Here is a 25,118-nt window from a genome sequence, read left to right as displayed (position 1 = left end):
AGGCAATGGGTTTCCGGCAGCAAGGGCGCATAGCAAGCTTGTGTCAAGAGCCGCGTACTGCGCAACGTGCTCCGAATAGGAGCCAGGGACGTTTATCCAGGCGACCCGGGTGCCTGCTTTCAGCGACGCTACGGAGCTCCCAACCTCAAGGATCGTTCCAACGCCTTCAAAGCCGGGCACGAAGACACCGGACTGGTAATCAACCCCTCCATTTCGCTGGTACACATCGACATAGTTCACGCCTGCAGCTTCGACATCGACGAGCACTTCATCTGATCGCGGCGATGGCGACTGCGAGGAGACCAGTTCCAGCACCCCCGGGGCCTCCCGTCTTCCGAACGAGAATCTGCTTCATTTGACACCTCAATTTTTTGGCGCCCGGTGGTTGTGGCGACGGCGCTCATTCGTCAGGCTGCCACGTGTCAAACCCGTCTCCTGTCGAGACGGGTTTGATCAGAGCGGAGGGCGCCGATCGCCAAGACCGCCGCGGCGCTTGAGGAGCGCGCCAAGGCGCAGGATCGTGGCCTCGTTGAGCCATTTGGACACCAGCTGAATGCCGATCGGAAGGCTCTCCGAACTGAACGCATACGGAACGGAGAGAGCGGGGAGCCCGGTGACGTTGAACGGCGAGGTGGCCCTCATGACGTGCATCCAGGACACGGTTTCGCCGTTGACCGTGAGTTCCTGAGCGCCGTGAGGCGTTGCCGTCATTGGATTGACGGGGCACAGCAGTACGTCGTATTTCTGAAAAACGCCGGCAAATCCCGATCTCAGCGCTTCGGCGTTGCTCTCGGCGGTCAAGTAGTCGCTAAAGGAAGGATCTGAAAACGCAATGATGCCCTTGCCGATTTCGTGCAGATCGCTTTCGCGGCCAGCGGCAAGTTTTTTGATGTACGGCACGATCTCACCGTATACGGTTGTCATCAACGTACTCAGCGGATCGCCGAGGAACGGCAGGCGAACTTCTTCGACGTCGAACCCGAGGTCGGAAAGTTGCTTCGCAGCGGCTTTCACAGCAGCAGTGATCTCCGGATCAACGGGACCAAAGGCACCGTCCGATACCCAGCCGACCTTGAGCGCGCGACCCGCCAGGTTGACATCGCTGGAATCGGCATTGCTCTGATGTACAGCGTAGCCGTCGACTCCGTCCGGGCCTTTCAGAATCGAATAGCCGAGAGCCACGTCGCGGACTGTCCGGGCCATCGGACCAACATGCCACCAGCGCTGGGTGACGCCCGGATAATGCCCGGTGTACGGAATACGACCGTGCGTAGCTTTAAGAGCGGCAATCCCCGTAAATGCAGCCGGGCCGCGCACAGAGATCGCCACGTCACTGCCGATGCCGATCGGCGTCATGCCGGCGGCGATCGCCGCGGACTCCCCGCCAGACGATCCGCCCGGGGTACGTTCGAGGTTCCACGGGTTGTTGGTGCGGCCAGTCACAAGGTTGTCTGTTTCGGTCCACGCTGAAAATTCGGGAAGATTGCTCTTCAGCAGCGGGATTCCGCCAGCGGCCTTGAATCGGGCAACAGCAGTGGCATCCTGCGTAGGTATGTTGCCCGCGAAGAGCCTGGAGCCTCGCTGGGTCAAAACGCCAGCCGTATCCAGGGCATCCTTGATGGAAAACGGCACGCCGTGCAGCGGTCCCAACACGTCGCCGTTCATGACGGCTTTTTCTGCTGCTTTAGCGGTGTTGACTGCGTTGTCCCGCATCAAGGTGACGACCGCATTAACCTTTGGGTTGACCGTCTCGATGCGATCCAGATGCGCTTTTATGACCTCGACGGGTGAGATCTCTTTGGTCCGGATCAAACGCGCCAGTTCGGTCGCGTCGCGATAGAAAATCTTTGTGTCATCGTTCGTGAAGCTCATGGCTGCCGCCTATACGTGGACATACATTCGAGGAGGTATATGCGCGGAAAAACGCGCCGTGCAGTTCACGGCACATAGGCATATATCGCTAAGACGAACGGAGTGTAGGCGCGCACTGACGCAAGATAAACGGCGGATCCTGGAAACATTCTCCAGCGCGCTGGATAGTGCGATCTCAACGACCAGGAAGACGTGGGTGCCTGCGTTATTTGTAGCTGCGAAAGCGTATAAAAATGACTGGTTGGCCGATCGGCAACAAGCAAGCCAGATCGACATTCGTCAACAACTTCTGGCGGATTACTGACAGCCGCGGGCGTTGTGGTGAATTGTCGAAAGCCGATAGTTTGAGGAGCAGTCGCCGGTCGCCAAACGGCCGATGCAGCGACCGGTTGAATCCGCAGTCGACCGCGGAAGATGGGGCGCGGCTCGGCGACGCGCGATTCTCGTTGAACGTCGAACTGCCGGAATAGGCCAACTGCAGTCGCTCGCCCGCACGTGCAGACGGACACTCGAAGGTCGCGTTCGCTTCGAAAGCTGCCACTCGAGCCCGAAAGCTTCGAGCCTTTGAGGAAGGTTGTGGGCTGTGCCGATCACGCCGGCCTTGGACGGACCACAGCCAGGGGTCGTGATGCGCTGGCGATCCTCACGTGTCCAGTTGACATTGGGATCCTTTCCAATCCTAACTCCAGTGCTTCAATCCAGCGGCACCGTTAGCCGGTCGATCACGGCCCGCGTCTCGGGCCGCACGCCACGCCACCACGCGAAGGCCTCTGCTGCCTGCTCGACCAGCATGCCGACTCCGTCCGCGACGTGCTGCGTACCCGCATTGCGGGCGAGTCGCAAGAAGGGCGTCAGACGCTTTCCGTAGGCCAGTTCATAGGCCACACCCGTTGGACTGAAGACGCTCGGCGGAACGGGCGGCAACTCGCCAGTGAGACTGGCCGACGTCGCGTTGACCACCAGATCGAACTGTCCCATTGTCTCGAGATCGCGGTAGCCACAGGCAAGCAGCGGGCCGCGCGTCACGACCTGCGCGACTAGCGCCTTGACCTTCGCCGTATCCCGGTTCGCGACGACCAGTTCGGCAGGTTGCGCGGCAAGGAAGGGCAGCAATGCGCCACGCACTGCGCCACCCGCGCCGAGCAACAGCACGCGCGTGCCGCCCATCGGCAGTTTCAGGTTGACCTTAATGTCGTGTAGCAGGCCGATGCCGTCGAAGTTCTCGGCGATGATGCGGCCGTCCTTGAAGCTCAGCGCGTTGGTGGCGCCCGCCAGTTTCGCCCGTTCGCTGCGCTCGTCGGCCATCGCAAACGCCTTCAGCTTGAACGGCGCGGTCACGTTCATGCCTTTGCCGCCCGCCGCAATGAACGCACGCACCGTCGCGGCGAATGCGTCCTGCGGCTCCAGTGGACCTTCGATGGCCGTATAGGCCATGTCCTGCTGCGTCTCCTGTGCGAAGAGACCGTGGATCAGCGGAGATTTCGTGTGTTCGATCGGGTTGCCGATCACTGCATACTGGTCGCTCATCATGGCCTCACTTTTGAATACAACACGCCGTCGGTTTGCATCGCGTCGATTTCGGCGATGTCGAAGCCCAGCGATTGCGCCACTTCCGCGTTGTGCTGACCGAGGTCGGGCGCGACATCGCGGATCGTCGTGTCGCAGTCCGAGAAACGAAAGGGCAGGTTCGGCAGACGCAATTTGCCGTAGCGCGGATGCTCCTGTTCGACCACCATCCCACGCGCGACGATCTGCGGATCGGCCAGCACTTCGTCGATGCGCTGCACCTTGGCGCAAGGCACATCGATGCCATCCAGCAGGTCGAGCACCTGCGCGACCGGTCGGCTGGCCACCCATGGCTTCACGACGGACAGGATGTCGAGGCGATTCGCATTGCGTCCTGCCAGCGTGTGAAAGCGTGTGTCGGCGCCAAAGCCAGCCGGTCCGCCATGTGCCTCGACGAGCACCGCGAAGCGCTTCCACGCGTCGTCCACCTGGGCCGCGATGACGAGGTCGCCGTCGGCGGCACGAAACACGCCGTATAGCGTCGACGTGGGCATGTCGTGACCCGTCTGCTCCGGCAGGATGCCTTGCATCGTGTAGCACTGCACGGCGTATTCGTGCATCGACACCAGCGTGTCGTAAAGCGCCATGTCGATGTGCTGGCCGCGGCCGCTCTTCACGCGACCGAGCAGCGCGGCATTGATCGCCGCCACCGCGTGGGTTCCTGTGTACATGTCGCCGAGCGAGATGCGCATCAGCGGCGACGGTTCGCCGGGCGTGCCGATCATCTGCATGATCCCGCTCTTTGCTTCGGCAATCAGACCGAAGCCGGCGCGATGCGCGTCGGGTCCCGTATGGCCATAAGCCGAGATCGAGCAGTAGACCAGTTTCGGATTGCGCGCGGACAGTTCGTCATAACCCAGCCCGAGTTTGTCCAGCGCACCCGGCCGGTAATTCTCGACGAACACATCCGCCGAGTCGCACAGCCGTTGCATGAACTCTTTCCCGCGCGGGTCGCGCATATTGACGCTGACGCCGCGCTTGCCCATGTTGAGTTGCAGGAAGTAGCCGCTCTGTTCGTCATCGAGCACCGTGGCATGCTGACGTCCCGCATCGCCGCTGCCGGGACGCTCGACCTTGATGACCTCGGCGCCCAGCGCCGCGAGACAGCGCCCGACATACGGACCGGCCAGAAAATGGCTGTAATCGACAACGCGAATACCTTCAAGAGGACGTGCCTGCATCAGAATGCTCCGGGGCGGCGCGGCACCATCAGACGATGCTCGCCATGCTGGACGACCTTGCCGTCCTGATTAACCAGCTCGGATGGGAGTAAGACGATCCCCCAGTCAGGGCGGCTCTTGCTCGCGCGCATCGTGCCGATGCGGAACTTGACGTGCAGCACGTCGTTGACCTTGATGGGCAGGTTGAAGTCCCACGTCCAGCCGAGCGACATACCCGGCAGGAAACGGTAATCGCTTTGGGTCTTGAGGCCATCGGCGATAGACAGGCCAAACAGACCGTGAGCGACGATCGAACCGAAGTGGCTCGCATTCGCGTAGTCCTCGTCCACATGCACGGGTGTGTGGTCGCCTGTGAGGTCGGCGTAGGCCAGGATGCGTTCTTTGGTGACGGTGTAAGTAGGGCTTGTGCACTCGTCGCCTTCGCTGGCGTCATCCCAGTATTTTTCAATGATCGTCATGTCAAACCTCTGAACGTGGGTTGATCGCCAGTGCCTGCGCGACACATGTGGCAGGCCTCGCCTGAATCAGTTCGACGGCGAGGCCGTCGGGCAGGCGCAACCAGTTGCGTCCTTGCGGCATTTCGCTGACGCCGTATGTTTGTGCCGCGGCGAGCGCGGCTTCCATGTCCTCGCACATCACGCCGAGGTGACCGAGGCGGCCTTCGGGTGCGTCGTGCTGCGGGTTATGGATGAATTGCAGGCCGCCAAGCGTCCAGTACTGACGGGGTTCCTCTACCGTGCCGTCGACCTCGCGCATCGTCATGCCGAGCACGTCTTCGAAAAAGCGGATGTGCCAGTGGATGTCCTTCACCCAGATAGCGACATGTTCCAGATAGGCTTTGCTGCCGTTCATCAGGTTGTCTCCGTTGTCGACCCGAGCTGGTGCGAAGCACTTGCCCGGGTCTCATGCCAGTTATTGCGTTTTTCGGTCGGTCATCGCGCGTTCGATGCCCCTGATGCATGCCACCAGCGTCGCGTTGACGGGCGTCGGCACACCGTGCCGTTGTCCCCAGCGCACGACCGCGCCGTTGATAAAGTCGATTTCGGTGATGGAGCCTTTTTCGAGGCTCTGCAGCATCGAAGTCTTGAAGCCGGCGGAAAGGCCTTCGCCGGCGAGGGTCCACGGGCGTTCAGGATCGGTGGAGGAAAGCGTCACGCCGGCGGCCTGGGCGACTGCGATCGCTTCGGCAACGGCTGCCAGGGCGGCTGTTTTAAGTAGTGGCTCGTCGTAGAGCTGGCCGTAGGTCAGGCCGGTGGTGCCCGTCAGTGCGCCCGTTGCGACATTGACCAGCAACTTGTCCCACATCGTGCCGACGATGTTGTCGCTGACCGTGGTGGCCAGTCCGGCCGCGTTGAAGGTTGTGGCGATCGCCGTCACGCGGGATGTGATGTGGCCGTCGAGTTCGCCGATGAAAGTCGCCTTGCCAGCGACGCCGGACTCGATGTGCCCCGGATTGCGCAGCACGCCGCCGACGTAAGTCTTGCCCGCCAGCACGCGTTCACGACCCACGATGTCCGCGAGCACATCTTCGTGTCCAAGGCCGTTTTGCAGCGATAGCACCAAGGTTTCGGGTCCGATCAGTTCCAGAGCGCCGCGCATCGCCGCATCGGTATGAAAGGACTTGACCAGCACGACGACCAGATCGACGGCACCCACCTCGGCGGCCCGCGTCGTAGCCTTGACATTCACGCAACGTGAGCCGTTCGCATCGTCGACGAGCAGACCGTCGCGCCGCATTGCATTTACATGCGCCGCTGAGCGGTTCAGCAACCAGACCTCGTTGCCGCCTTCGGTTAGCGCCGCGCCGACGGCGCAGCCCAGCGCACCCGCACCCAGAATCGCAATCTTCACTATCGTCTCCTTGACCTGGAGATCACGATACGACCCGGTGCTCATACTGGCAATGCAATGGATACAATGAGGTCATTGCGCCAGACAATATCGTCATGAACCCGGCAGAACTCCCCGATCTGAAACTGCTGCAGCTTTTCGATCTTCTCTACGACGTTCGCAGCGTCACGCGCGTCGCGGAGCAGCTTGGACAAAGCCAGCCAACTGTCAGCATCTGGCTCGGCCGTTTGCGGGAGCATCTGCAAGACCCGCTCTTCATACGAACGCCAGGCGGCATGGCACCGACGCCACAAGCCGATGCGCTGATCGGACCGTGCCGGGAGATTCTCGAATCGCTGCGGCGCTTTGCGGCGTGGGAAATCGCCTTCGATCCCACCACCGCCAAGCGGCGCTTCCGCATCTGCATGACCGACGCGAGCCACATCACCCTGCTGCCACGCATGCTGGCGCACGTGCGAGCGCAGGCGCCGGGAATCCGTCTCGAAGCCGCGAGGATCGACGGCAATACTGAACGCGCGCTGGAATCGGGCGAGGCCGACCTGGCAATCGGCCACGTGCCTTGGCTCGGCGGCGGCATCTACCAGCAACAGCTATACATGCAGGACTGGGTGTGTCTGATGAACCGGCATCATCCGCGCGTGCGCGGCAAGCTTGGGCTCAAGCAGTACCGCACGGAGGGCCATGTCGCCATCGCGGCGGGCACGGGGGCGCAACTGCTGGAGCAGGCGCTGGTGCGCGAGCACATCGAACGGGACGTCGTACTCGAGTTGCCGGGTTTTCTCGGGCTCGGGGCCATCATCAAGAGCACCGATCTGATCGCCACGTTGCCGCGGCATATCGGCGAGACGCTGGCGAAGGTCAATGACCTGTCGGTGCATTCGTGTCCGATACCGGTGGAGGGGTTTGCAGTTCGGCAGCATTGGCACGCCCGCTATCACCACGAAGCGGGGAATCGGTGGCTGCGCGATGTGGTGGCTCAATTGTTCAGTAGTCTGCGGTGACGTTGCGTGTCGGCTGCGGTTGTCATGCTGTGCCGGGGGGCCTAACTTATTGCCGTTTGTGGGACTGGTTTCTCGCTGACGTGGTCTGCAACGGGAACTGCCCGTGCGGGAGTTTCCAGGCGCGCCCCTGCGTCCGACTGGCAATCCGATCGTCGGTTCTAGCGCCGGAAGCGGCCGTCAGTTGAAACAGCATTGAACGACCGCAACGAAGCGATGCGCGCGCATCCGACGCTATTATCAGCGTGACCTGAAACGCGAACCAGCATCGCTGGTCTATCCGGCGATGCCGCCATCATCCTCATCCTCCGCCGACGAACTGCAGGCGCTACGCGCAGAACTCGCTGCCATGAAGGGCGAGTTGCGTGTGGTGACAGTCGAACGCTACTTGCTGCGCGAGAAGCAAGGCCTATCAGCGGCAGCTGTTTGCCGCCAGGAGCGAAGTGCGCGGTGCTGAGCAACGCGACCTCTTCTTGAACGAAGCAGAAGCGCTCGCAACAGGATGCGAGCCGGCTCAAGAGACCGAAACGGAACAGAGCGTCGAGGTCGGCGCGCATGAACGCAAGAAGCGTGGGCGCAAACCGTTGGACCCAATGCTGCCTCGCGACGTCGTGCGCCATGAGTTGCCCGAACTAGAACGCGTCTGCGCACGCGACGGCCACGCACTGGTCGAGATCGGCGCCGAGATCAGCGAGCAACTCGATATCGTGCCGCAGCAGGTTCGCGTCATTCAGCACCAGCGAATCAAATACGCATGCCCTTGCTGCGACCTTGGCATCAAGGTGACGCCGGCACCTGCGCGCATCATCCCGAAGGGCTTACTCACTGAATCGGCGCTTGCATGGGTGGTTGTGAGTAAGTTCGCTGACGCGCTGCCGCTGTACCGAATCGCCGCGTTGCTGCACGGTTTCGGTGGCGATCTCTCACGCGGCACGCGTAGGGGAGTATTCGTACTTTCCGTGCATTTTCTGGCGGTTTGCACGAAAAATCACATTCAGATCAACGAGTTGAAAATCCGTCAAGTTGCAAAAGCCTGTGAGGCCGCGGAGCCTTGGTACAAGCGGTTTTCTTACGCCGCTACCGCCAGATTTTGCACGGATCGAACGAATACCCCTATTACTCAGCACCGTTTCAGTACGCTCCGTGGGATCGACGGCGGATACATCCGCCTGGCCGGACACAGCAGCCGGCGGGACGGCTGGTTCGAAGTCATCGTCGGAAAATCACTGCGCGACGGCGGCCGCGGTCAGGCGGCGCATGCGCAGTCACGTAGCAGCGCTTATTTCTGTCGATTCTCGTCGTGGAACTCTACGTCCTCGATCACGTCGCCGATATCCATGCGCTGGCCCGCGCGCTCGCGCACCTGCTGCTCGTGCGTCTGCTGTGCGCGTATTGCCTGCTCACGAATCTGTTTGCGTAGATCGCGCGTCTTCCACCAGACAAAACCGCCGATCACAATTCCTGCTCCAAGAACCACTGCCAACATTACAAGCGAAACGGCGAACCCCACGACGAGCAGGGCAGCGCCTATCACCACGGCCAGTACCTTTGCCAGCAAGCTTGGCGCGCCAGGACGCATGGTTACGCCACTTTGCCTGAGCCTCTTTTGTTGCTTGTCCAATTGCATCGCATCTCCAATCGCGGTTTTCCCGGGGCCGTATCAGCGTGCAGCGCGACAGCGAAATCAATATTTAGAGGTTCGAGGTTGATTCGCTGATACGACGGTCGCCCCTTAGGAACAAAGTCGATTTGTTGTCGCTCAGTATGCGCCGAAGATCCGGTCGAGCGCCGCGAGGATGGCCTCGCGTCGATCTGAAAGGGAACCAATGCACTTGCCGAGAGCCTTCAAGGGGACCGCGCTCATGCCAGGCGTATCAAGGAAACATTCTTCGCCGTGGACTTCGAAAACGGGAAGAAGGTCGGATGGTTTGCCCGAGAAGGCGAGATGCCGAACAGGCCGCAGCGGAATTACGATGCGCGTCGGCAAAATGCCGACATGGGCGCTTTGCACGTCGAGCAGGTAAGGTGCAAGCTTGCGCGTCTCAATGTCAGGGTTCGCGTAGAGATCAAACCGGGCCATCAAAACGCCCTGTATTTCGCGAGCGGAAGCCCGTCGCGATCGACCATCGCCGTGTAGGCGGCAACCAGCTCGGCGTTATCATCGGCCCACCGCCGCGCCTCGGCCTCCTGGATTTCTTCGCGTACACCGCGCTCGCTCGCGCGCGAAAGATTAATGCCAAGTTGTTTGGCCCGCTCCAGCACCTCGGGAGGCAAGGTGACGTTGGTGGATTTACGCGGTCGAACTTCGAGGGCTTTGCCCATGTGCGGCTCCGTGCAGCATAATTATGTGCATTATGCTGCACATGATCGACGGATCGCAAGCGGGTCGGCGGCCGATGTGCGCTACGCGGAAAAGCGTTAGGGCGCAGTCAGACGAGGTCCTTCGGATCTCCTCAATATTTGGTTGAGCAGGTGGTTTTCGATGCACATTGGGATTTTAAATAATTAATTTGTCCCCAATTTTTAAACAGGGAATCGTTGCATGACAAGTCCCTCGTCGGCGACTACGCATCCGACAGCGAAGTGCTTCGAGATGCGCTCCGGGTACTTCGTGAGCGGGATCGGGCAGTCGAAGCATGGTTGCGCGATCAGGTTGTGCCTGCTGCGCAAGCACTCCGCGACGACCCCGGGCGAGCGCTGTCTGCCGATCAGCTGCGCGCCGAGCTCAAGAAATCCCGAGCGCGTCGCGGATGAACCGGAAGGTTCAGTTTGCCCCTGAAGCACTCGGCCATTGCAGATACTCGAAGAACGGATCGCACAGGCTGCTGCTCCAATCACCGCGGAACGTTATGTCGATGCAATCGTAGACTTCTGCATGTCACTGCAGACGTTCGCTGCTCGTGGGGTCGCGCGCGAAGACCTGTTGCCGGGACTTAGAATTCGCACTTTCGCAAGCGCGCGATCATCGCTTGCTTGCTGGACGACGAAACTGTGTCTATCGTCGGCACCCTCTCTGGCGGCCAAGACTACGAGACTGCGCTTGGATCCAAAGAAGGAAAAGTCAAGAGCGGAAATCTTGTAGACGTTTCACTTGCGCCGGCTTGCCGGACACGGAATTTGTGCAACAACCTGCTGCACAATTGCCCGCGGTCCGTTCTCTCCAGGTCAAGGATACAGAGCAACGAAGCTGTCGGCGATACGCTTGAGCACGGCAGGCGCTGACGATGCAGATCGAGACAAATATTCGCGAGCGGGTGGCTTGTCGCGGAATATGCGATGCGACGCGACACCAAGCGAGCGGGCAAAGCGCAGTACATGCCTTAAGAAGCGCCGGAATGACTGGAAGCGGAACTCTCGTCGATCGGCCTGATTGAAGAAGAGTAGCGCGATATTGCAGATTCACTCAGAATATAATTTGACATAAGATAAATTATCAACGTCTTCGATGTAGCGGCTTCATGTAAATGTCGTGTTCTAGCCAGATAGAAATGTCGTGTTTTTGAACGCTGGCATGCTGGTCGGTCCGTTGCGAGATTTCGGAGTCGGCCATGTGTCCAGCCACACTGGTGACATTGAACATGCGCGAACTCGACCGTTTGAAGGTCATCCAGAGTGCATTCACAGAAACTGTTATAAAAATTCGACAGAAATCGTTCAGAAATGCCGTCGCCGTCTTTTCTAAACGGTTTACGTCGAAAACAGAACGCGTAGATGGTCTCGTGGCATTTCTGAAGGAATCACGTTAAGTCTCTATGGTGGCGACTTCTGGCCGCCCCAGCGGGTGGTATGCGAGTTACCCCCGGGGCAGCATTTTGAGGCAGATACTTGAAATGTGAGACTTGTGATATAAACTTAAACTATCACATTTCTCAATTTCGAGTACGCCATGGTTAAAAGACGTTCAAGTGCCGAAACGATGGCCCCCGCAAACATGGCCGCGTTGGCGCTCGGATCCCAGACCGCGGGAGGCGTCGGTGACGTCGGCCGGATCGTGATGGCGTTGGACGCGACACGTGCTGCTGCGACTGCAATTCTCGACGGGTTGGAAGACTTGGGCGGTGGCATGTCGGAGCACACCAAGGTAGAGCTGACTCGCAAGGTACGCCGGCGAATCAGCGAGCAGGAAGATAGTGTCCTGCAAGGTCTCGTCGATGCGTCACCGGTCAGGCTGATGACGCCGTCGCGTGCCGAGATGGAAGCCAAGGCGGTTGCAGCTGTGCTGGACGGAACCACGTGGTTGACGGCTCAGATGGTCGGCAAGCAGCAGAATCCGGATGCCACGAATCTGCATGCTGTGACGAGTCGGTGGAAGAAGGAAGACAGGGTTTTTTGCCATCGAGCGGGCGGGCCAGACCTTGTACCCGAGGTACATTTTTGATGATCTCGGCAACCCGATTCCTGCAGTGGCAGAGATCCTGAAGGTCTTCGAAGGCTTCACACCGTTCCGGATTGCCTCGTGGTTCGAGTCGACGAACAGTATGCTCCATGGGAAGCGTCCTCGCGAGGTCCTGGCAACAGGCCCCTTGGCCGTGATCGAGGCCGCGCGGGATCACGTGGTAGGAGCGGTGCATGGGTAGTACACAGCATCCTCCGCCGCCATCGTCATTCACGCTTTCAGCCTTCCGTCCCTAAAGTTGTTCTCCACCGGAAACGCTCCCACGTAATCTGTATCGTATATTCCACGTAATCTGTGCTGGAAATGGTCGCACCCATTTTCAACAGAGATCACGTGGCTTCGGAGTGTGTCAAGCGTACACTTTCCGTCATTAATCGCGTGGCCCAACCAATTCCACGCAATTTATGACGGAAAGGCGCTCCCACGTAATCTGTGCTGGAAATCGCCGCCCGGCGGTGGGCGTTGCCATCACAATCTGCACCAGTTCGCCCAGACACGCACGGCGGTTGTACGGCTGGTGCACCCGCGGTGCACGCTCCTTGCGCGGGATCCACACCCCGGCCGCCCGCATCAGCGTGCGCACCGTCTCGACCGCCAGCCCGATACCGTGACACTCCCGCCGCTTCTCGCAGGTCAGCGTCGGACCAAAATGCGGGTAGCGCTCGCGGATCAGCGCCAGCGCCCGCTGAGCGTTGCCAGCAGGAAGCTGGTGGTTGCCCGGACGGCCACGCTTGCCCGACACCAGTCCGGCCACGCCAGCCGCCTCATAACGCCGCACCGGCCGCTCGACCTGGCGCACGCCCAGTCCCAGCCGTTCAGCCGCCTGGATGACCTTGAACCGGTCCACCTCGCGCATCGTCAGGGCCAGGATTCACGGCATCCCGGAGGCTCGCGCCAATGCCTGCGTGTTGACATACTCGCCGATGTTCGTCAGCTTGCCGTGTCGAACTGTGAAAGTGCAGATCCAATGATCCTCCCACGTTCTCTTCGTGGCCTTAGCTTCCCCTTGGCAAAGCCGATCACGGGCGCCCGGTCTGCCTGCGCGACGAATTCACGTGTTTCCATGAATGAAGTCTCCATTGTTTCGGATCCCTTCTGAATACGTTCTTTTAGTCCGTCGTGCCCGCGGCGCGTGCCGGCCAGTGGCCAGCCATCGCCGGGAATAATCCATTCGATATCTTCGGCACCCAAGGTCAACAGGCTTTGCATATCGCCGCTGCGTAAGCAAGCACGGCCTTCCCCGGTCCGAGTCGTCGATGTCCACGATTCCTTGACCGGAGTCGAATGACCGCTCATGGCGGCGGAACCAGCCGAATTCGGATCGGTGTCGTACGATCCAAGGGCCTTTAACCCATCCGCTGTAATCGCCTCCGGCTGCGTTTAAGAAAACAGCGGGAAGGATTCGACGACGACCTGGTGCCGACGTCGCTCAGGCGCGGCACGGCCGGTTCGTGCGGGACGCTTCCCGTCGACCGAACTGAGGCGATTGGTCAGGTCCACCCGCGCCTTGCCGGCAGACGCGCGCTCGAGGATCTCTGGTAATGCCAGCTCAAGTCGGTTTAGCGAACTCTGGCAGACTCGCTTCTTCAGTCGTCTTTGCTATGAGCTTTGGCTTCTGCATACGACCGCTCCCTGATCGGCGGACGCCGTGCAATGGCGTTATCACAAATCCTCAAGATCTAGCGACCTCTGTCTTTTTGTCTTACCGCCAAAAGGTACGTCGGATCCATCTGCTTTCGGCGCCGCCAGTTTTAGCACTTCAAGGTGAAAAATCGCATCGACGCCGATCCCGACAATGCCATCATCGGGCCGCTGCGCGTGAAAGCCCCTCCACGGGCGAGCAACGCTCCCCCTCTTCTTCCTGCATCGTCCTATTCACGGTGCATCCGCCAGCATTGACTGACGACAGCGCGCCGCGGAACACGTGCACGCATATTGTGCCCGAGCCTTGTCGTCCGCAGGCTCGTCAATGGCGAGCGAATAATCGATGAACAGTTCTTCGCCTGGGGCAGGAGGCCATCATGAAAACCCGCATTTTCACTTACGTCGAATGCGCATGCGGACATCGCGGAGCCCTCATCGAAAGCCTGGACATCGGCGATTTTTCCGACCACCGGTACCGGACGTGGCTGCGTAACCTGACCCATGCCGGGACGTACGACGGAGGTGACGGACTCTTCGCAAAAATGAAGCCCGGCTGCCCGGCGTGCGGTCGAAGTCTGGTCCCGGACGATATCGTCGGCCGCAGTGAGTTGCAGGGGTCGGGCGAAGTGCTGCGGCCAAAAGAGGATTCAGGATCAGCGGAGACCACGCTCAGCATCGGTTGCTGACAGGCGGGGCCGCGCGTCCGGTTGGTGGCTTCCGGCGGTGCCGCGTGACAGCCCGCTGTTGCCCTGAAACCCATCGCTGGCAAACTTCGCTTTCACTCTGTTCAGTCTGGGAATCACCGGCACGGGCCTGCTCGCATTGCCAGTACTCGCGGGGTCTGGAGCCTATGCAATGGCGGGGTGCGTTTAACTGGCGAAACAGCCTCGCCCTGAAACACTAACTGATAAACCGTTTCTACGGCATCATCGCCCTGTCGACGCTAGTCGGTCTTGTGGTCGGCTTTACAAGGATCGATCCTATCGAGGCGCTTTACTGGAGCGCTGTGATCAACGGAGTGGTTCCGTCCCGATCATGGGGCTGATCATGTTCACGGCGGTGAATCCGAAGATCATGGGCAGCTTCATCATTCCAGTGCGCCATCGCATCACCCGCTGGGCCGCGACGATTGCCATGGGCGCTGCCCCGCTCGCCATGTTGGGGTTCATGCTCGCTCCTTGAGTGCGTGAGCAGTGCGGGCGCGCGAAACACCTTGGATTTATGTTTCATACTTAATTCGACCTTCCAATGTCCGCCCTTAATGGAATCCGTCCTGGAGCGCAATGCCCGCAATCTCCGTTGAGGAAATGATGAACTGCGAACGATCGAGAAATCGATACTCTGGCGGATCAGGGCGAACGGGGCAGCCGCGGCATTGCCTTAGCTGTGTTCGCAGGTCGAAGGCTTCAGCTGCGTTTCCCTTCGCCTCCTGTCCGTTTTCCTGAAGGTCTGTGATCCGTTGCTTCCTGTCGGGAAGCGTTCGACCTCAAGCCACCCTCAGATGGGATAACGGCCTATCGTCCAGCAGACGGGGTGCCCCTCCAACGGCGAGCAAGCACGCGCGCATAGTTCGCGGCCGCCGACTGACCCGTGTCTGATCTGCTTCTGAACTGTTCGTCAATCGTCTCACGATCGGAGCCCAGACGCGTTCCTGAACACACTGGCGAGTCAATCGGGCTTCTTCAGGCCGCTCGGATTCTCAGGTCCACCGCGCGTCACCCCCTGATCAGTCGGCGCGCTCGCCCCGCGGTTATCGGGCGCCGTCTCGCGTCGTCCGGAGGCCGCCGACCCAGAATGGGGCGCGCGGATTGCTCCAGGCACGCGCGATCGATCGTCGCTCTGAGGCGCCTCCGCGACGCTAGCGCCTCGCATCCCCGCCCCCGAGCGGGCCGCCCCTCCACCGCTCGCTCCCGCCTCGCGGGCCGCACCTGTATTCTGCGCAGTTCCAGTCGCCGCAAAGATCGACATCAGCGCTGCAGCTGCGAAGCTTTTAAAGAAAACTTCCATTTTCGTCTCCATCGCCAAGTGCACGCATCCGTCGGTGCGCGCGCGTTAACTCGACAAACCGCTGCTGACACGTCGAAGGCTTCTTCCGGGAAGGCGGACGGGCTCCGCCGAATCCTCACCGCTCTGATTTGATGATCGCCGCGACTGGGCTAAAGGGCAGGCATCATGAGCAGAGCGAACGCCACCCCGTGTCTTACGCCCGTCGAGGGCTCGACGAAATCTGACGTGCGGTACGCGGCCCCTGGGGCGTCACAAAGACACTCACTTGAGCACGTCTTCACCGGAAGGTCGCCTCCATTTAGAAGTTGCACCCTGATGCGCCCTGCACGAGGCAGGCCCTGCTACGCGCTTTGCAGTGGGGTGCTTTCATGTTAGGTCCGTTGAGCGACGGGACCAGCATTTTCGTTACTTCCGACCAAATTGCGACGGAAAGTGACTTTGGAGAGCGCCGGCCGTGCGAATGGGTGCGTCAGCGAATTATCAGGTTGGGCCCGACTTTTGCGCACCATCTGGCACGCCGTCCCGCTGCCGAACCAGCGCTTTACATAGAGGCGTGGTTCTCGACTTTCATGCCGGCGCATTTTCCCGTGCGGCCTGATCGCACTCACTTGAGGAGCAGACAATGGAAACGACGAAAGCAGAAGGAACGCTACGGGAGGTTGCTGGCGACGTTCGGCAGACCGCCGGAGACCTGCTGGGCAATGCCGGCGCACAGGTTAGCGGAACAGCGAAAGAGTTGAGCGGCAAAGCTCAGCAACTGTATGCCGATTTTGTGGATGTCGTACGCGAGTCTACGGTGGAGCGGCCGTTCGCGGCGCTGGCAATTGCCGCTGGCGTAGGCTTCATTCTTGGAGCGTTGCGCGCAGCGAATCGCTCAAGGCCCGATAACGGCCGAAGCGACTCGAGCGATCGGGAGTGAGGCTACACGCGTCTTGCCTTCGACGCGGCCTGGAAGGTGTAGACGGCAAACACCTGGCGCGGGCCGCCCCGGCGTTTCCGCAACAAGCCAGTCCCGAGGAGTCCCGCAATGTCCATGCGTTCGAAAGTCACGAAGTGGCGAAACGTCGGCAGATTCTGCGTCGAACGAGCCACCGACTATGGTGAGCTCCTCGGCGTCGAACTTGTGGAGACCAGGAAATCTCTGGTCCGCGAGTTGAGCGCACTTGTTGCCCTGGCCGTCGCCGGTCTGTTCACACTTTCGTTTGTGTGCATTGCGATCATCGCGACGGCGTGGCGGACGCCTTACTTCCTTCCGGTGGTCTGGGGCGTTGCCGTGATGTGGCTGGTTGTTTCCGTTGTCTCTCTGCTCTTCGTCCGCGCCCAGAAACCCGGACGTTCGCTTCATCTTCTGCAGGGGGAGCTCCGGAGCGATCTCGACACGTTGAAGGAGGCGCTAAAATGAACCGCGTAGCGACCAATAGTGAAGCCGAGACCGCAATCCTGCTGCGCATGGCGGAATCACGCACAGCACTGCTAGCGGCGAATAGCACTCCACCATCGGTCCCGGCCGTACTCGGACAGACGCGGCCTCCTGCGGTCGGCGTGATCGCCTCGCTGGCCGACGCACCGCGCGTCACGCTGCTGCTGGCGTTGTGCGTCGGCGCCATCGTCCTCGGACCTCGCCGGACTATTGGAATTGTCAGCCGTTCGGGGATCACCGCATGGCTAGGTGGTACCGTCCGGAAAGTCATTCTCAGATCTGTGTGAGTTGCACATGCAAGGGACCGCGCGGGGACCCCGTACACTGCAGCAGCAATTCCGCAAGGTTTCGGACCAATCGGAGCCACGAGCATGCGCTTCCCCACGCCGAGCGATCGGCGCGTGCGCTCAAGACATTCGAATACGGCCTCCGGATCGCTTGCCGAGCAGTACTCGATCTCGAGGCGCGCCGTCTGCAGGGTCTGCAAATGCGGAACGATTGAATCCAGCTCCCATCCCGGCTGATACGCTGGAACACCGAAGACTATCTTGACTTCCTTATCTGCGATCATCTGGTGCTCTTCAAGCGCACGCTCCAGCCCCTCCGATTCGAATCCGAGAATAAACACTCCCGCCTCAAGATCATCACTGCACGAGATCGACTACGGAGCGAGGAATCGGCTGATATCCAAGCGTGGTTTCGGACAGCGCGAACTGGTCCCCTCCCGGTTGTCGTCGCGTGTATTTTTCCGGCTCCATGGAGACTATATCGATCCGCTTGCAATCGAGCTCAACTAGCCCACTCACGAGCGTGAACAGCACTATGCCAGGCAGTGACAGATTTGCTTCGATCTACGCCTACCGCGAATGGCACACGAAAACGAGATCGTATGAATCGAACGTATCGGGCTCGATGCCGGCCGATTCGCTGGCTTGCGCAATCGCCCTGTCAAGGGAGCCAGTATCGAGCGACTCCACGAGGAGTAGCCCAGCGAACTCACCTTCCGAACTTCGACGCATAGACTTTTCCTGCGTGGCAATGGCTGTCGCATCGTTTTTGACGGACATGATCTGCGCGCTCACAACCCAATCGACTTTCGCTAGCGCTTTCACCAGTTCCAGCCCTTCGCGCGCGGCCAGACGATCCGGCAGAGCATCCTCGAAGCGTGCGATGGAAATGTGGCCGCCGTGTCCGGCCGGGTTGCCGCCCCGCGCGACAATAGAGCCGCCGCCGCGACGAAACTGTTCCAGCGTCGGCATGATCCGTTGCGTCCACGGTGTCGGATTGTTCAATCGTTCCAGGTAGCCAGGGCTCGACATTACGTCCGCATTGTCGAGCTCATAAAGCATCATGTATTCCGAGGGCCGGCTATTGCGTCGTTTGAATACGCGCCCGGATCGAAAGCCAGGTACGCTCACACGTTCGAAGATGTGCTCCCGGGTCAGCCAGTGCATGTAGTCCGTTTCAGATTCGGCTGCGATCGTGCTCCAGATCGCGAGCAAGCCGGTTTCGTCTTTGATCATTTGCTTTTCTCCGTCTGCTTTTCAGTGCGCCGAGGCTATGCCCTCCGCCGCGCAGGGCGAATGCACTCCCCGAAGGATCAGTAAGTCGCCTGCCCGGAGACAGACTCACGTTCGCCAGCAATTTCGGCTGTTGAGTCGAGGCGGTTCATGTCGATACCGGCGGTCTCTGGTCCGATGGCGATCATGCAGAACGACAGGATATTGAGTGCTCCAACCAGTGCGATCAGCGCCCACGGAGAGCCATTGCCCAGGTGCAGCAACCACGCGGCGACCACCGGAATTGGGCCGCCCGCGAACAGGCTCGCACCGGTGAAGGCGAGCGCCGAACCGGAATACCGGACATTGGTCGGGAACACCTCGGCGAAAGCAACAGGCTGAATTCCGGTCTGGACCTGCGTGAATGCCATGAAAAGACCCATTGCTATCGCCATCGGTACGAAGCTCCGTGTGGCGAGCACCTGAAAATAGAACAGCATGATCACGAACGTCGCGGCTGACGCAAGCAGCAACGCGCGCTTGCGACCAATCCGGTCACTCAGCAAGCCGCCACCAATCGAACCCGCGATAGCACATGCATTGGCGATCATCAACAACATGAAACCGGTCTGCTTCGGCACGCCGAGCGTGTTCGTCAGGTAGCTCAAAGTGAACACGACGGCGAGGTAAAAAAGTGCGGTCGGCCCACAGAAGAACAGCATCATGCGAATGATTGTCTTGTAATGCAGACGGAATGCATCCCGTAACGGGCTTCCGACCTTGGCGACGGCGGACTGCTGCAGCTTGACGAACGCCGGTGTCTCGGCAACGCGCAGCCGGATGTAAATGCCGACCAGCACCAGGACAAAGCTCAGCACGAAAGGAATGCGCCAGCCGTAGCTTATGAAAGCACCCGCACTCATCGTCGATGAGAGCAGCAGAAGCGCCGCGTTGGCGACTATCTGGCTCAGCGGGGCGCACATGCCTATCAGGCCCGAGTATTTGCCTCGCCGGTCTGCTGGTGCATGTTCAAGCGCCATGAGCTGACCGCCAGTTGATTCGCCGCCCAGCGCGAAGCCTTGGATGATGCGGAGAATCACAAGCAACAGAGGGGCATAGACACCAATCTGCGCATACGTCGGCAGAAGCCCCATCAGCACCGAAGTAATCCCCATTACGGATACCGTACCGAGCATCAGGTTACGACGCCCAACCTTGTCGCCAAAGTATCCGCAGATGATCGCACCGAGTGGGCGCGCGGCCAATCCGACACTGAAAGTTGCCAGCGACGCGAGCATGGCGGAATTCGAATCCATCGCAGGAAAGAACAGTTTGGGCAGCACGGTGGCTGCGACTGATCCATAGAGCGTGAAATCGAACCATTCAAGCGCCGTACCGAGCGTAGCGGCGCTCACCGCCCGGTTGGCCATGGAATGCGAGGTACTCTCATCCGTAACGTGGGTCATGCGTGTCTCCTGCTGTTTAAAAGAGGCTGCCTTGCCTTTTTGTCAATCCGACATCTTTGCTTCGTAATACTAATTACTAATTATAAGTGAAGGCGAATTTCAATTCGCCTTCTACCATGTCAAGTCGTGAATGAACTACGCCCTCGCAGTAGACGACCCGGCCTAACGCTCAGCACCTGCCGCGCGGCCGGCGCCTCGCAGCGCCTGCTTAAGCATGGGCGACACGCCGCTTGCATCGGACAATTCCGTAGCGGTCGACATGAGCGCCGGAACGAGTTCTTTCATTCGCTCTTCTGTCAGGCGCGACATCGGCCCCGCGATGATCAAGATTGCGTGCACTTCCCCCCCAGCCGTACGCACAGGCGTTGCCATGGAACTCATGGCTGGCAGAAACATGTCTTGCGTAGTCGCGTAACCATTCTTGCGCGCACGCTCAATCATTGGCAGCAGAGCTTTGAATGTTGTCGGTGCACGCGGACCAAAGTCAGATGGCATGCCAAAGCCCTGTTTCGAAACAAGCCTTAACGCATCTTCTTCGCTCTTGCCAGCTAACCAGATCATGCCCGCAGCGCTGCATGAAAGGGTCACCGCGCGGCCCATCTCGGGGTCATAGCGAATGCCTTGCCGTGCACCTTGCGCTTTGGCAACGTAAATCAGTTGCTCTCCATCGACGATCGCCAGCCGGATCAATTCACCCGATGTCGTGGCAAGCCGCTCCAAAATGGGCTGCGCGACGTCCACCACACCGCCGGCGCTAAGAAACCGTAGACCCAGCGAGGGCATTTTCATGGTGAGGGAAAATTCGCCGCGCCGTTCGTCTTTTCGCACATAACCTTGCTCCACGAGATCGGCGAGCAGACGATGAGTCGCGCTAACCGGCAGGTCGAGCGTGCTGGAAAGTTCTGAAAGCGTTTTGCCCTCTGGCGCATTGGCGAGCTCTTCCAGTACACGGAGGATGCGTTCGGCTACGGCGCTCATTGCTTGTCACCTGAATCCACGGATTCGCTACGGTGCGTCCCAATGACGCTCCCATTCGACACAGGTGCCATCATAGTGGAAAGTCTTTCCAAAAAGCAAACGCTTTTCAAAATTTCCTCGTGTGGCTTCCCTTCTTGTCTGCTGATTGGCGCGCTGACCGTTTCGGGTCTGGATGCCAATGCGAACGTCCGATCTCAATTCGACTTCGGTCAAACGAAGTGTGTTCGCGCCAGGTATGAATCTGCTTATAGATCATCGGCGGACGACCACGGGTGCTCAGGGGTGCTGCGCTGAACGAAGCGCGTTCGCCAGCCAGTTCGTTAGCGCGAATCGCGCAGACCGCGTTGCTCCTTCCGGGCGGACAACGCGCTTCCGGTATTAGCCGGCCCTTATCAGCCTTTCCTTCCTGCAGACGTTCGCGGCTTGCGGAAGGTCTCCAGCACAGTCACCGCCTCAAACGGCCTCGTTGCCGTAAGCGAACTTTTCATGAGGGCTTCGATACGCTGTGCAGTATCCGTCGACGGCGCGGGTGTGTAGACCATGATGCGGATTCCTGGCGCATCGGGCACTTCGAGCGAAAGTGCGTCCAGTTCAAGCACTCCCGCGACCGGATGCTCAATCACCTTGCGCCAGTCGCTGCGCTTGAGCACTTCATGCTCGGCCCACCAACGACAAAAGTCCGCATCGGTATCCGTCAATTCTTCGACCAGATCGCGAAGGAACACTTCCCCCGAAGGGCGAAGGATGTAGTCGCCCCGAAACTGCGCTAGCACGCACTTCGCGTACGCATCCCACCCCCGGAACAATGAGCGCGCGCCTTCGTGCTGAAACGTGAACCAGAGCAGATTGCAGCGGCCGGCCGGCATCTTGCGAAAGTCGGTGAATACCTTGACCGCCGCCTCGTTCCACGTCACGTAGTTCCAGTTTCCATCGACGACATACGCCGGCATGTTGCCCAACTGATCGAGCATCCGACGGACCGTGTCGGTCACATTCTGCGCAATCGGATAAGGACCCGGCGGCGTGTAGTGGTTGGCAAGTTCAAAAAGATGCGTGCGTTCATGCGGAGAAAGCTTCAACGCATTCGCAAGGCTTTCGATAGTTTTGAAAGAAACGTTGACCTCGCGGCCCTGCTCGAGCCACGCGTACCAGGTCACGCTGATCCCCGCCCGTTCAGCGACCTCTTCGCGCCGCAGCCCCGGCGTCTTTCTGCGGTTGCCGGCCGGGAAATCGATGTCTTCCGGGCGAAGGCGGGCTCGCCGCGTGCGTAAAAAATCAGCCAGTTCATCCAACCGCTGCTGCTTTTCCATTCCGTGCCTCCTGTCACTTCCCTGTTACTGCCATTACTAGTAATGGCAATTGCTAGATGCCCCGATGCATCCGTGCCACATTTCAGCCGTCGGCAGGACGTTCATTGATCCGCAGCGGCAGCGCCTGATTATAGATCGCGCTCCGAAGGAAGGTGACAGTCCGACGACAACCAAAATATTCATGGAGACATACATGCGTCGCTTGATTCCGTTCTTACGTGCCGGTGTTTTCACACTCGCAGCAGCACTTCTTCTTCCCCTGAACAGTGCACATGCGGACTACACCGGTGCGCCCAGAACCTTCCTGTTCAACCCGGCTGTGCAGATTCCCTTCTCCGACACAGCGAAGTTCAAGAAGAAGGCGCCGTATGTCATCGGCTTCTCAAACGCGGGGCTGGGCGACAGTTGGCGTGTCGTCATGCAGCATTCGTTGATGAAAGCCGCGTCGGAGCATGCGGACGTCATCAAGCAGTTGATCATCACGAACGGCAACATGGACGACGCGAAGCAGGCCGCGGACATCCAGGACCTGATTTCGCGAGGCGTCGATCTGCTGATCGTGAGCGCGAATACACAGAAAGCACTCGACCCTGTTGTCACGCGCGCCATGAAGCAGGGCATCCCTGTCGTGATGGTCGATCGCCGCATCTCATCTGACAATTTCGTGTCGTTCGTGACAGGCTCCGATGCCATGATGGGGCGTGTGTGGGCGCAATGGATCGTCGAGAAGCTGCACGGCAAGGGCAACGTGATCATGCTGGCCGGCCAGGCGGGTTCGAGCGTCAGCGCAGACCGCGAGGCTGCCGCGCATCAGGTCTTCTCGCAATACCCGGGCATCAAGGTGCTGGATACCGTCTATTCGGACTGGAGCCCGGTGAAAGCCAAGCAACAGATGCAGGCGATGATCGCGAAGTACGGACACACCATCAACGCAGTGTGGTGCGCGCACGGTTTGCCGGTTGCCGGTTCGATCGATGCGTTCGTCGCGGCCGGCTTCAAGGCGGGCGAGATTCCGCCGCACACCACGGCAGACCTGAACGGCCCGCTGCAACTCGCGCTCAAGTACAAGATTCCCATGCTTGAAATCGGCTATCCGCCTGCGATGGGCCGTACAGCCCTCGACGTTGCGCTGAAGGTGCTGGATGGCCAGCCTCTGCCGAAAATCTACGAGATCAGTCCGCAAATCGCGCTGACGCGTGGCGATGAAACGGCCTCGGTCCCCCATCCGGATCAGTACATTGACCAGATCGTCGATGCGAAGGGACCACCGGACGAAATCATCGACGGCGGCATGGGGCCGGGCTACAACCCGTCGACGTTCAAGATCAAGCTGCCGGGTGAGAAATGAGCCATCCAGCAATGAAGGTCGCCGTCGACCTGGCTCAGCTTTCTCATGACAGGATCGAAGTCGTCGGCGTGACCAAACAGTTCCCCGGCGTGAAGAGTCTGGACGCCGTGTCGTTTGGTGTGCGAAGCGGAGAAATTCACGCACTGGTAGGAGAAAACGGCGCCGGTAAGTCGACGCTGATGAAAGTGATGGCGGGCGCGTATACGCCGGACGATGGCGAGATCCGTTTCGAAGGCAAGCCGGTGCAGTGGAAATCCGCTGCGGATGCCAAGGCGCGCGGCATTCACGTCATCTATCAGGAACTCGTGCTGTTTCCGCAATCGACGGTGGCCGAAAACATCTATGCCGGGGCCGAGCCGCTCACGTCGCTTGGCACGATCGACCATCGACGCATGAACCGTCAGGCGCAAACCTTGTTGAACGAACTCGGGGTGCGTCTGGACCCACGCGACCGGTTGCGCAGTCTGTCGGTGGCGGATCAGCAAATGGTTGAAATCGCGAAAGCGATGGCGGGCGAAACGCGCGTGCTTGTGCTCGACGAACCGACTGCCGTGATCGCGGGCAAGGAAGTGCAGTTGCTGTTCGAGCGCCTGCGCGTACTGCGCGCGAGAGGCGTTGCGATCATTTATATCTCGCATCGTCTGGAAGAAATCTTCGCGCTCTGTGATCGCGTGACGGTGATGAAAGATGGACGCAAGATCGCGACGCAGGATGTCAGCGCGGCGACGCGCGACGGCCTCGTCAGGATGATGGTTGGCCGCGAGATGAAAGAGATCTATCCGCCCAAACCGGCACTCGCGTCTAACGCGGCGGTATTGCTCGCAGTCGATAGCTTGCAAGTCGAAAACCGCGTGTTCGATGCGTCGCTCACCGTACGCGCAGGCGAGATTGTCGGCCTTGCCGGCATGGTTGGCTCGGGACGCACCGAACTGGCGTCAGGAATTTTTGGCGCCATGCGTATTGTGCGCGGCACGGTCGACGTGCGCGGCACCCGGCGGACACGCATGACGCCGAATACGGCGATTCGCCTGGGTCTCGGTTTCGTCACCGAGGATCGTAAATCGCAGGGTTTGCTGATGTACCTGAACGTTGCGCAGAACGTCACGGCCGCCACGCTCGGCAGAATCTCCCGCTTCGGTCTGTTGCGCTCACGCGCCGAGCGCGACGCCGGCGCGGCTTCCATCAGCGAATACGGCATCGCAGGTGCGCGTCCTGCGGGCAGCGTGGCGACGCTCTCGGGCGGCAACCAGCAGAAAGTGCTGATTAGCCGCTGGGTTCGTGTGTGCAAGAGCGTTCTGATTCTCGACGAGCCGACGCGCGGAGTCGATGTGGGCGCGAAAGCCGAGATCTATCGCGTGATGCGGCAACTGACAAAGCGAGGTCTCGGCATCCTGATGATCAGTTCGGAACTGCAGGAGGTGATCGGCATGTCCGACCGCGTGCTCGTGATGCGCGAAGGGCGAATCAACGGCGAAGTGGCTGGCGAACAGATGACCGAGCACGACATCATGCGGCTTGCGACCGCTTCAGAGGTGCAAGCGAATGGAGACGGACATGCTTTCATCAACTAACGGCGGCGCAA

At 59.9% G+C, this 25,118-nt stretch carries 24 protein-coding genes and 2 pseudogenes; 11 read left to right on the top strand and 15 right to left on the bottom strand.

The annotated features are described in order from the left end of the window. Window positions 1–453 precede the first annotated feature (453 nt). The 7 genes from B0G74_RS34410 to B0G74_RS34380 all read right to left on the bottom strand — a co-directional run bounded on the left by B0G74_RS34410 (window position 454) and on the right by B0G74_RS34380 (window position 6,470). Window positions 454–1,872, bottom strand: a complete 1,419-nt coding sequence (locus B0G74_RS34410; protein WP_132380650.1) for an amidase — start codon at window positions 1,870–1,872, stop codon at window positions 454–456. 205 nt (window positions 1,873–2,077) lie between these two features. Beyond that, window positions 2,078–2,413, bottom strand: coding sequence for a hypothetical protein (locus B0G74_RS34405; RefSeq protein WP_132380648.1), 336 nt, complete (start codon window positions 2,411–2,413; stop codon window positions 2,078–2,080). 152 nt (window positions 2,414–2,565) lie between these two features. Beyond that, entirely contained in the window at window positions 2,566–3,399 is an 834-nt protein-coding gene (aroE, locus tag B0G74_RS34400) for a shikimate dehydrogenase (protein WP_132381308.1), read from the bottom strand. Beyond that, entirely contained in the window at window positions 3,399–4,619 is a 1,221-nt protein-coding gene (locus tag B0G74_RS34395; RefSeq protein WP_132380646.1) for a CoA transferase, read from the bottom strand. The genes aroE and B0G74_RS34395 overlap by 1 nt, the downstream gene beginning before the upstream one ends. Then, entirely contained in the window at window positions 4,619–5,077 is a 459-nt protein-coding gene (locus tag B0G74_RS34390; RefSeq protein ID WP_132380644.1) for a MaoC family dehydratase, read from the bottom strand. Before B0G74_RS34390 ends, B0G74_RS34395 begins: the two co-directional genes overlap by 1 nt. A 1-nt stretch (window position 5,078) precedes the next feature. Beyond that, window positions 5,079–5,471, bottom strand: a complete 393-nt coding sequence (locus B0G74_RS34385) for a VOC family protein (RefSeq protein ID WP_132380642.1) — start codon at window positions 5,469–5,471, stop codon at window positions 5,079–5,081. A 60-nt stretch (window positions 5,472–5,531) separates the two neighbouring features. Next, entirely contained in the window at window positions 5,532–6,470 is a 939-nt protein-coding gene (locus tag B0G74_RS34380; RefSeq protein WP_132380640.1) for a 2-dehydropantoate 2-reductase, read from the bottom strand. A gap of 95 nt (window positions 6,471–6,565) precedes the next feature. On the opposite strand from B0G74_RS34380, the gene B0G74_RS34375 reads away from it, so the two are divergent. Further along, the gene (locus B0G74_RS34375) at window positions 6,566–7,471 is read left to right on the top strand and encodes a LysR family transcriptional regulator (protein ID WP_132380639.1); all 906 of its coding nucleotides are present in this window, start codon (window positions 6,566–6,568) and stop codon (window positions 7,469–7,471) included. A 283-nt stretch (window positions 7,472–7,754) separates the two neighbouring features. Next, window positions 7,755–8,403, top strand: a pseudogene (locus B0G74_RS34370) (IS66 family transposase zinc-finger binding domain-containing protein); the annotation flags it as partial. Between the two features lie 824 nt (window positions 8,404–9,227). On the opposite strand, the gene B0G74_RS34360 reads toward B0G74_RS34370, so the two are convergent. Then, window positions 9,228–9,548, bottom strand: a complete 321-nt coding sequence (locus B0G74_RS34360) for a CcdB family protein (protein ID WP_132380637.1) — start codon at window positions 9,546–9,548, stop codon at window positions 9,228–9,230. Continuing rightward, window positions 9,548–9,790, bottom strand: a complete 243-nt coding sequence (locus B0G74_RS34355; protein WP_132380636.1) for a type II toxin-antitoxin system CcdA family antitoxin — start codon at window positions 9,788–9,790, stop codon at window positions 9,548–9,550. Before B0G74_RS34355 ends, B0G74_RS34360 begins: the two co-directional genes overlap by 1 nt. A 186-nt stretch (window positions 9,791–9,976) precedes the next feature. Here B0G74_RS34355 and B0G74_RS47065 point away from each other — a divergent pair, with 186 nt between their 5' ends. Both B0G74_RS47065 and B0G74_RS34340 read left to right on the top strand, forming a co-directional pair. Next, on the top strand, window positions 9,977–10,222 hold the full coding sequence (locus tag B0G74_RS47065) for a type II toxin-antitoxin system ParD family antitoxin (protein WP_243658486.1): 246 nt from the start codon (window positions 9,977–9,979) through the stop codon (window positions 10,220–10,222). Between the two features lie 1,132 nt (window positions 10,223–11,354). After that, window positions 11,355–11,846, top strand: a complete 492-nt coding sequence (locus tag B0G74_RS34340; RefSeq protein ID WP_132380634.1) for a hypothetical protein — start codon at window positions 11,355–11,357, stop codon at window positions 11,844–11,846. A 490-nt stretch (window positions 11,847–12,336) separates the two neighbouring features. Here B0G74_RS34340 and B0G74_RS34335 read toward each other — a convergent pair. Both B0G74_RS34335 and B0G74_RS34330 read right to left on the bottom strand, forming a co-directional pair. Next, window positions 12,337–12,720: pseudogene (locus tag B0G74_RS34335) on the bottom strand (helix-turn-helix domain-containing protein); the annotation flags it as partial. A 74-nt stretch (window positions 12,721–12,794) separates the two neighbouring features. Then, window positions 12,795–13,073 (bottom strand): hypothetical protein, encoded by a 279-nt coding sequence (locus tag B0G74_RS34330; RefSeq protein ID WP_342960607.1) that lies wholly within the window; start codon window positions 13,071–13,073, stop codon window positions 12,795–12,797. An 812-nt stretch (window positions 13,074–13,885) separates the two neighbouring features. On the opposite strand from B0G74_RS34330, the gene B0G74_RS34320 reads away from it, so the two are divergent. The 5 genes from B0G74_RS34320 to B0G74_RS34300 all read left to right on the top strand — a co-directional run bounded on the left by B0G74_RS34320 (window position 13,886) and on the right by B0G74_RS34300 (window position 17,222). After that, window positions 13,886–14,194 (top strand): hypothetical protein, encoded by a 309-nt coding sequence (locus B0G74_RS34320; RefSeq protein ID WP_132380633.1) that lies wholly within the window; start codon window positions 13,886–13,888, stop codon window positions 14,192–14,194. 349 nt (window positions 14,195–14,543) lie between these two features. Next, window positions 14,544–14,690, top strand: coding sequence for a hypothetical protein (locus B0G74_RS47715; protein ID WP_342960608.1), 147 nt, complete (start codon window positions 14,544–14,546; stop codon window positions 14,688–14,690). A 1,447-nt stretch (window positions 14,691–16,137) separates the two neighbouring features. Beyond that, window positions 16,138–16,434, top strand: coding sequence for a CsbD family protein (locus B0G74_RS34310; RefSeq protein WP_132380631.1), 297 nt, complete (start codon window positions 16,138–16,140; stop codon window positions 16,432–16,434). A 108-nt stretch (window positions 16,435–16,542) separates the two neighbouring features. Continuing rightward, window positions 16,543–16,917, top strand: a complete 375-nt coding sequence (locus B0G74_RS34305; protein WP_132380630.1) for a phage holin family protein — start codon at window positions 16,543–16,545, stop codon at window positions 16,915–16,917. Then, window positions 16,914–17,222: a hypothetical protein gene (locus B0G74_RS34300; RefSeq protein WP_243658447.1), complete on the top strand. Its 309-nt coding sequence runs from the start codon at window positions 16,914–16,916 to the stop codon at window positions 17,220–17,222. The genes B0G74_RS34305 and B0G74_RS34300 overlap by 4 nt, the downstream gene beginning before the upstream one ends. Before the next feature lie 570 nt (window positions 17,223–17,792). Here B0G74_RS34300 and B0G74_RS34295 read toward each other — a convergent pair. The 4 genes from B0G74_RS34295 to B0G74_RS34280 form a co-directional block, all read right to left on the bottom strand. Further along, entirely contained in the window at window positions 17,793–18,437 is a 645-nt protein-coding gene (locus B0G74_RS34295) for a DUF4286 family protein (RefSeq protein ID WP_243658446.1), read from the bottom strand. Window positions 18,438–18,535: 98 nt separating this feature from the next. After that, the gene (locus tag B0G74_RS34290; protein WP_132380627.1) at window positions 18,536–19,900 is read right to left on the bottom strand and encodes an MFS transporter; all 1,365 of its coding nucleotides are present in this window, start codon (window positions 19,898–19,900) and stop codon (window positions 18,536–18,538) included. Between the two features lie 162 nt (window positions 19,901–20,062). Then, entirely contained in the window at window positions 20,063–20,878 is an 816-nt protein-coding gene (locus B0G74_RS34285; RefSeq protein ID WP_132380625.1) for an IclR family transcriptional regulator, read from the bottom strand. Window positions 20,879–21,270: 392 nt separating this feature from the next. Continuing rightward, a complete protein-coding gene (locus tag B0G74_RS34280) occupies window positions 21,271–22,188 on the bottom strand; it encodes a helix-turn-helix transcriptional regulator (RefSeq protein WP_132380624.1) in 918 nt (305 codons plus the stop codon). Between the two features lie 193 nt (window positions 22,189–22,381). Here B0G74_RS34280 and B0G74_RS34275 point away from each other — a divergent pair, with 193 nt between their 5' ends. Continuing rightward, entirely contained in the window at window positions 22,382–23,536 is a 1,155-nt protein-coding gene (locus B0G74_RS34275; RefSeq protein WP_132380623.1) for an ABC transporter substrate-binding protein, read from the top strand. Further along, the gene (locus B0G74_RS34270; RefSeq protein WP_132380622.1) at window positions 23,533–25,107 is read left to right on the top strand and encodes a sugar ABC transporter ATP-binding protein; all 1,575 of its coding nucleotides are present in this window, start codon (window positions 23,533–23,535) and stop codon (window positions 25,105–25,107) included. The genes B0G74_RS34275 and B0G74_RS34270 overlap by 4 nt, the downstream gene beginning before the upstream one ends. Window positions 25,108–25,118 lie beyond the last annotated feature (11 nt).

The organism is Paraburkholderia sp. BL9I2N2, assembly GCF_004339745.1.
In the GTDB taxonomy this organism is placed as follows: Bacteria; Pseudomonadota; Gammaproteobacteria; order Burkholderiales; family Burkholderiaceae; genus Paraburkholderia.
Note: the sequence above shows the minus strand (reverse complement) of the source record. Positions and strands in the feature narration are given on the sequence as shown.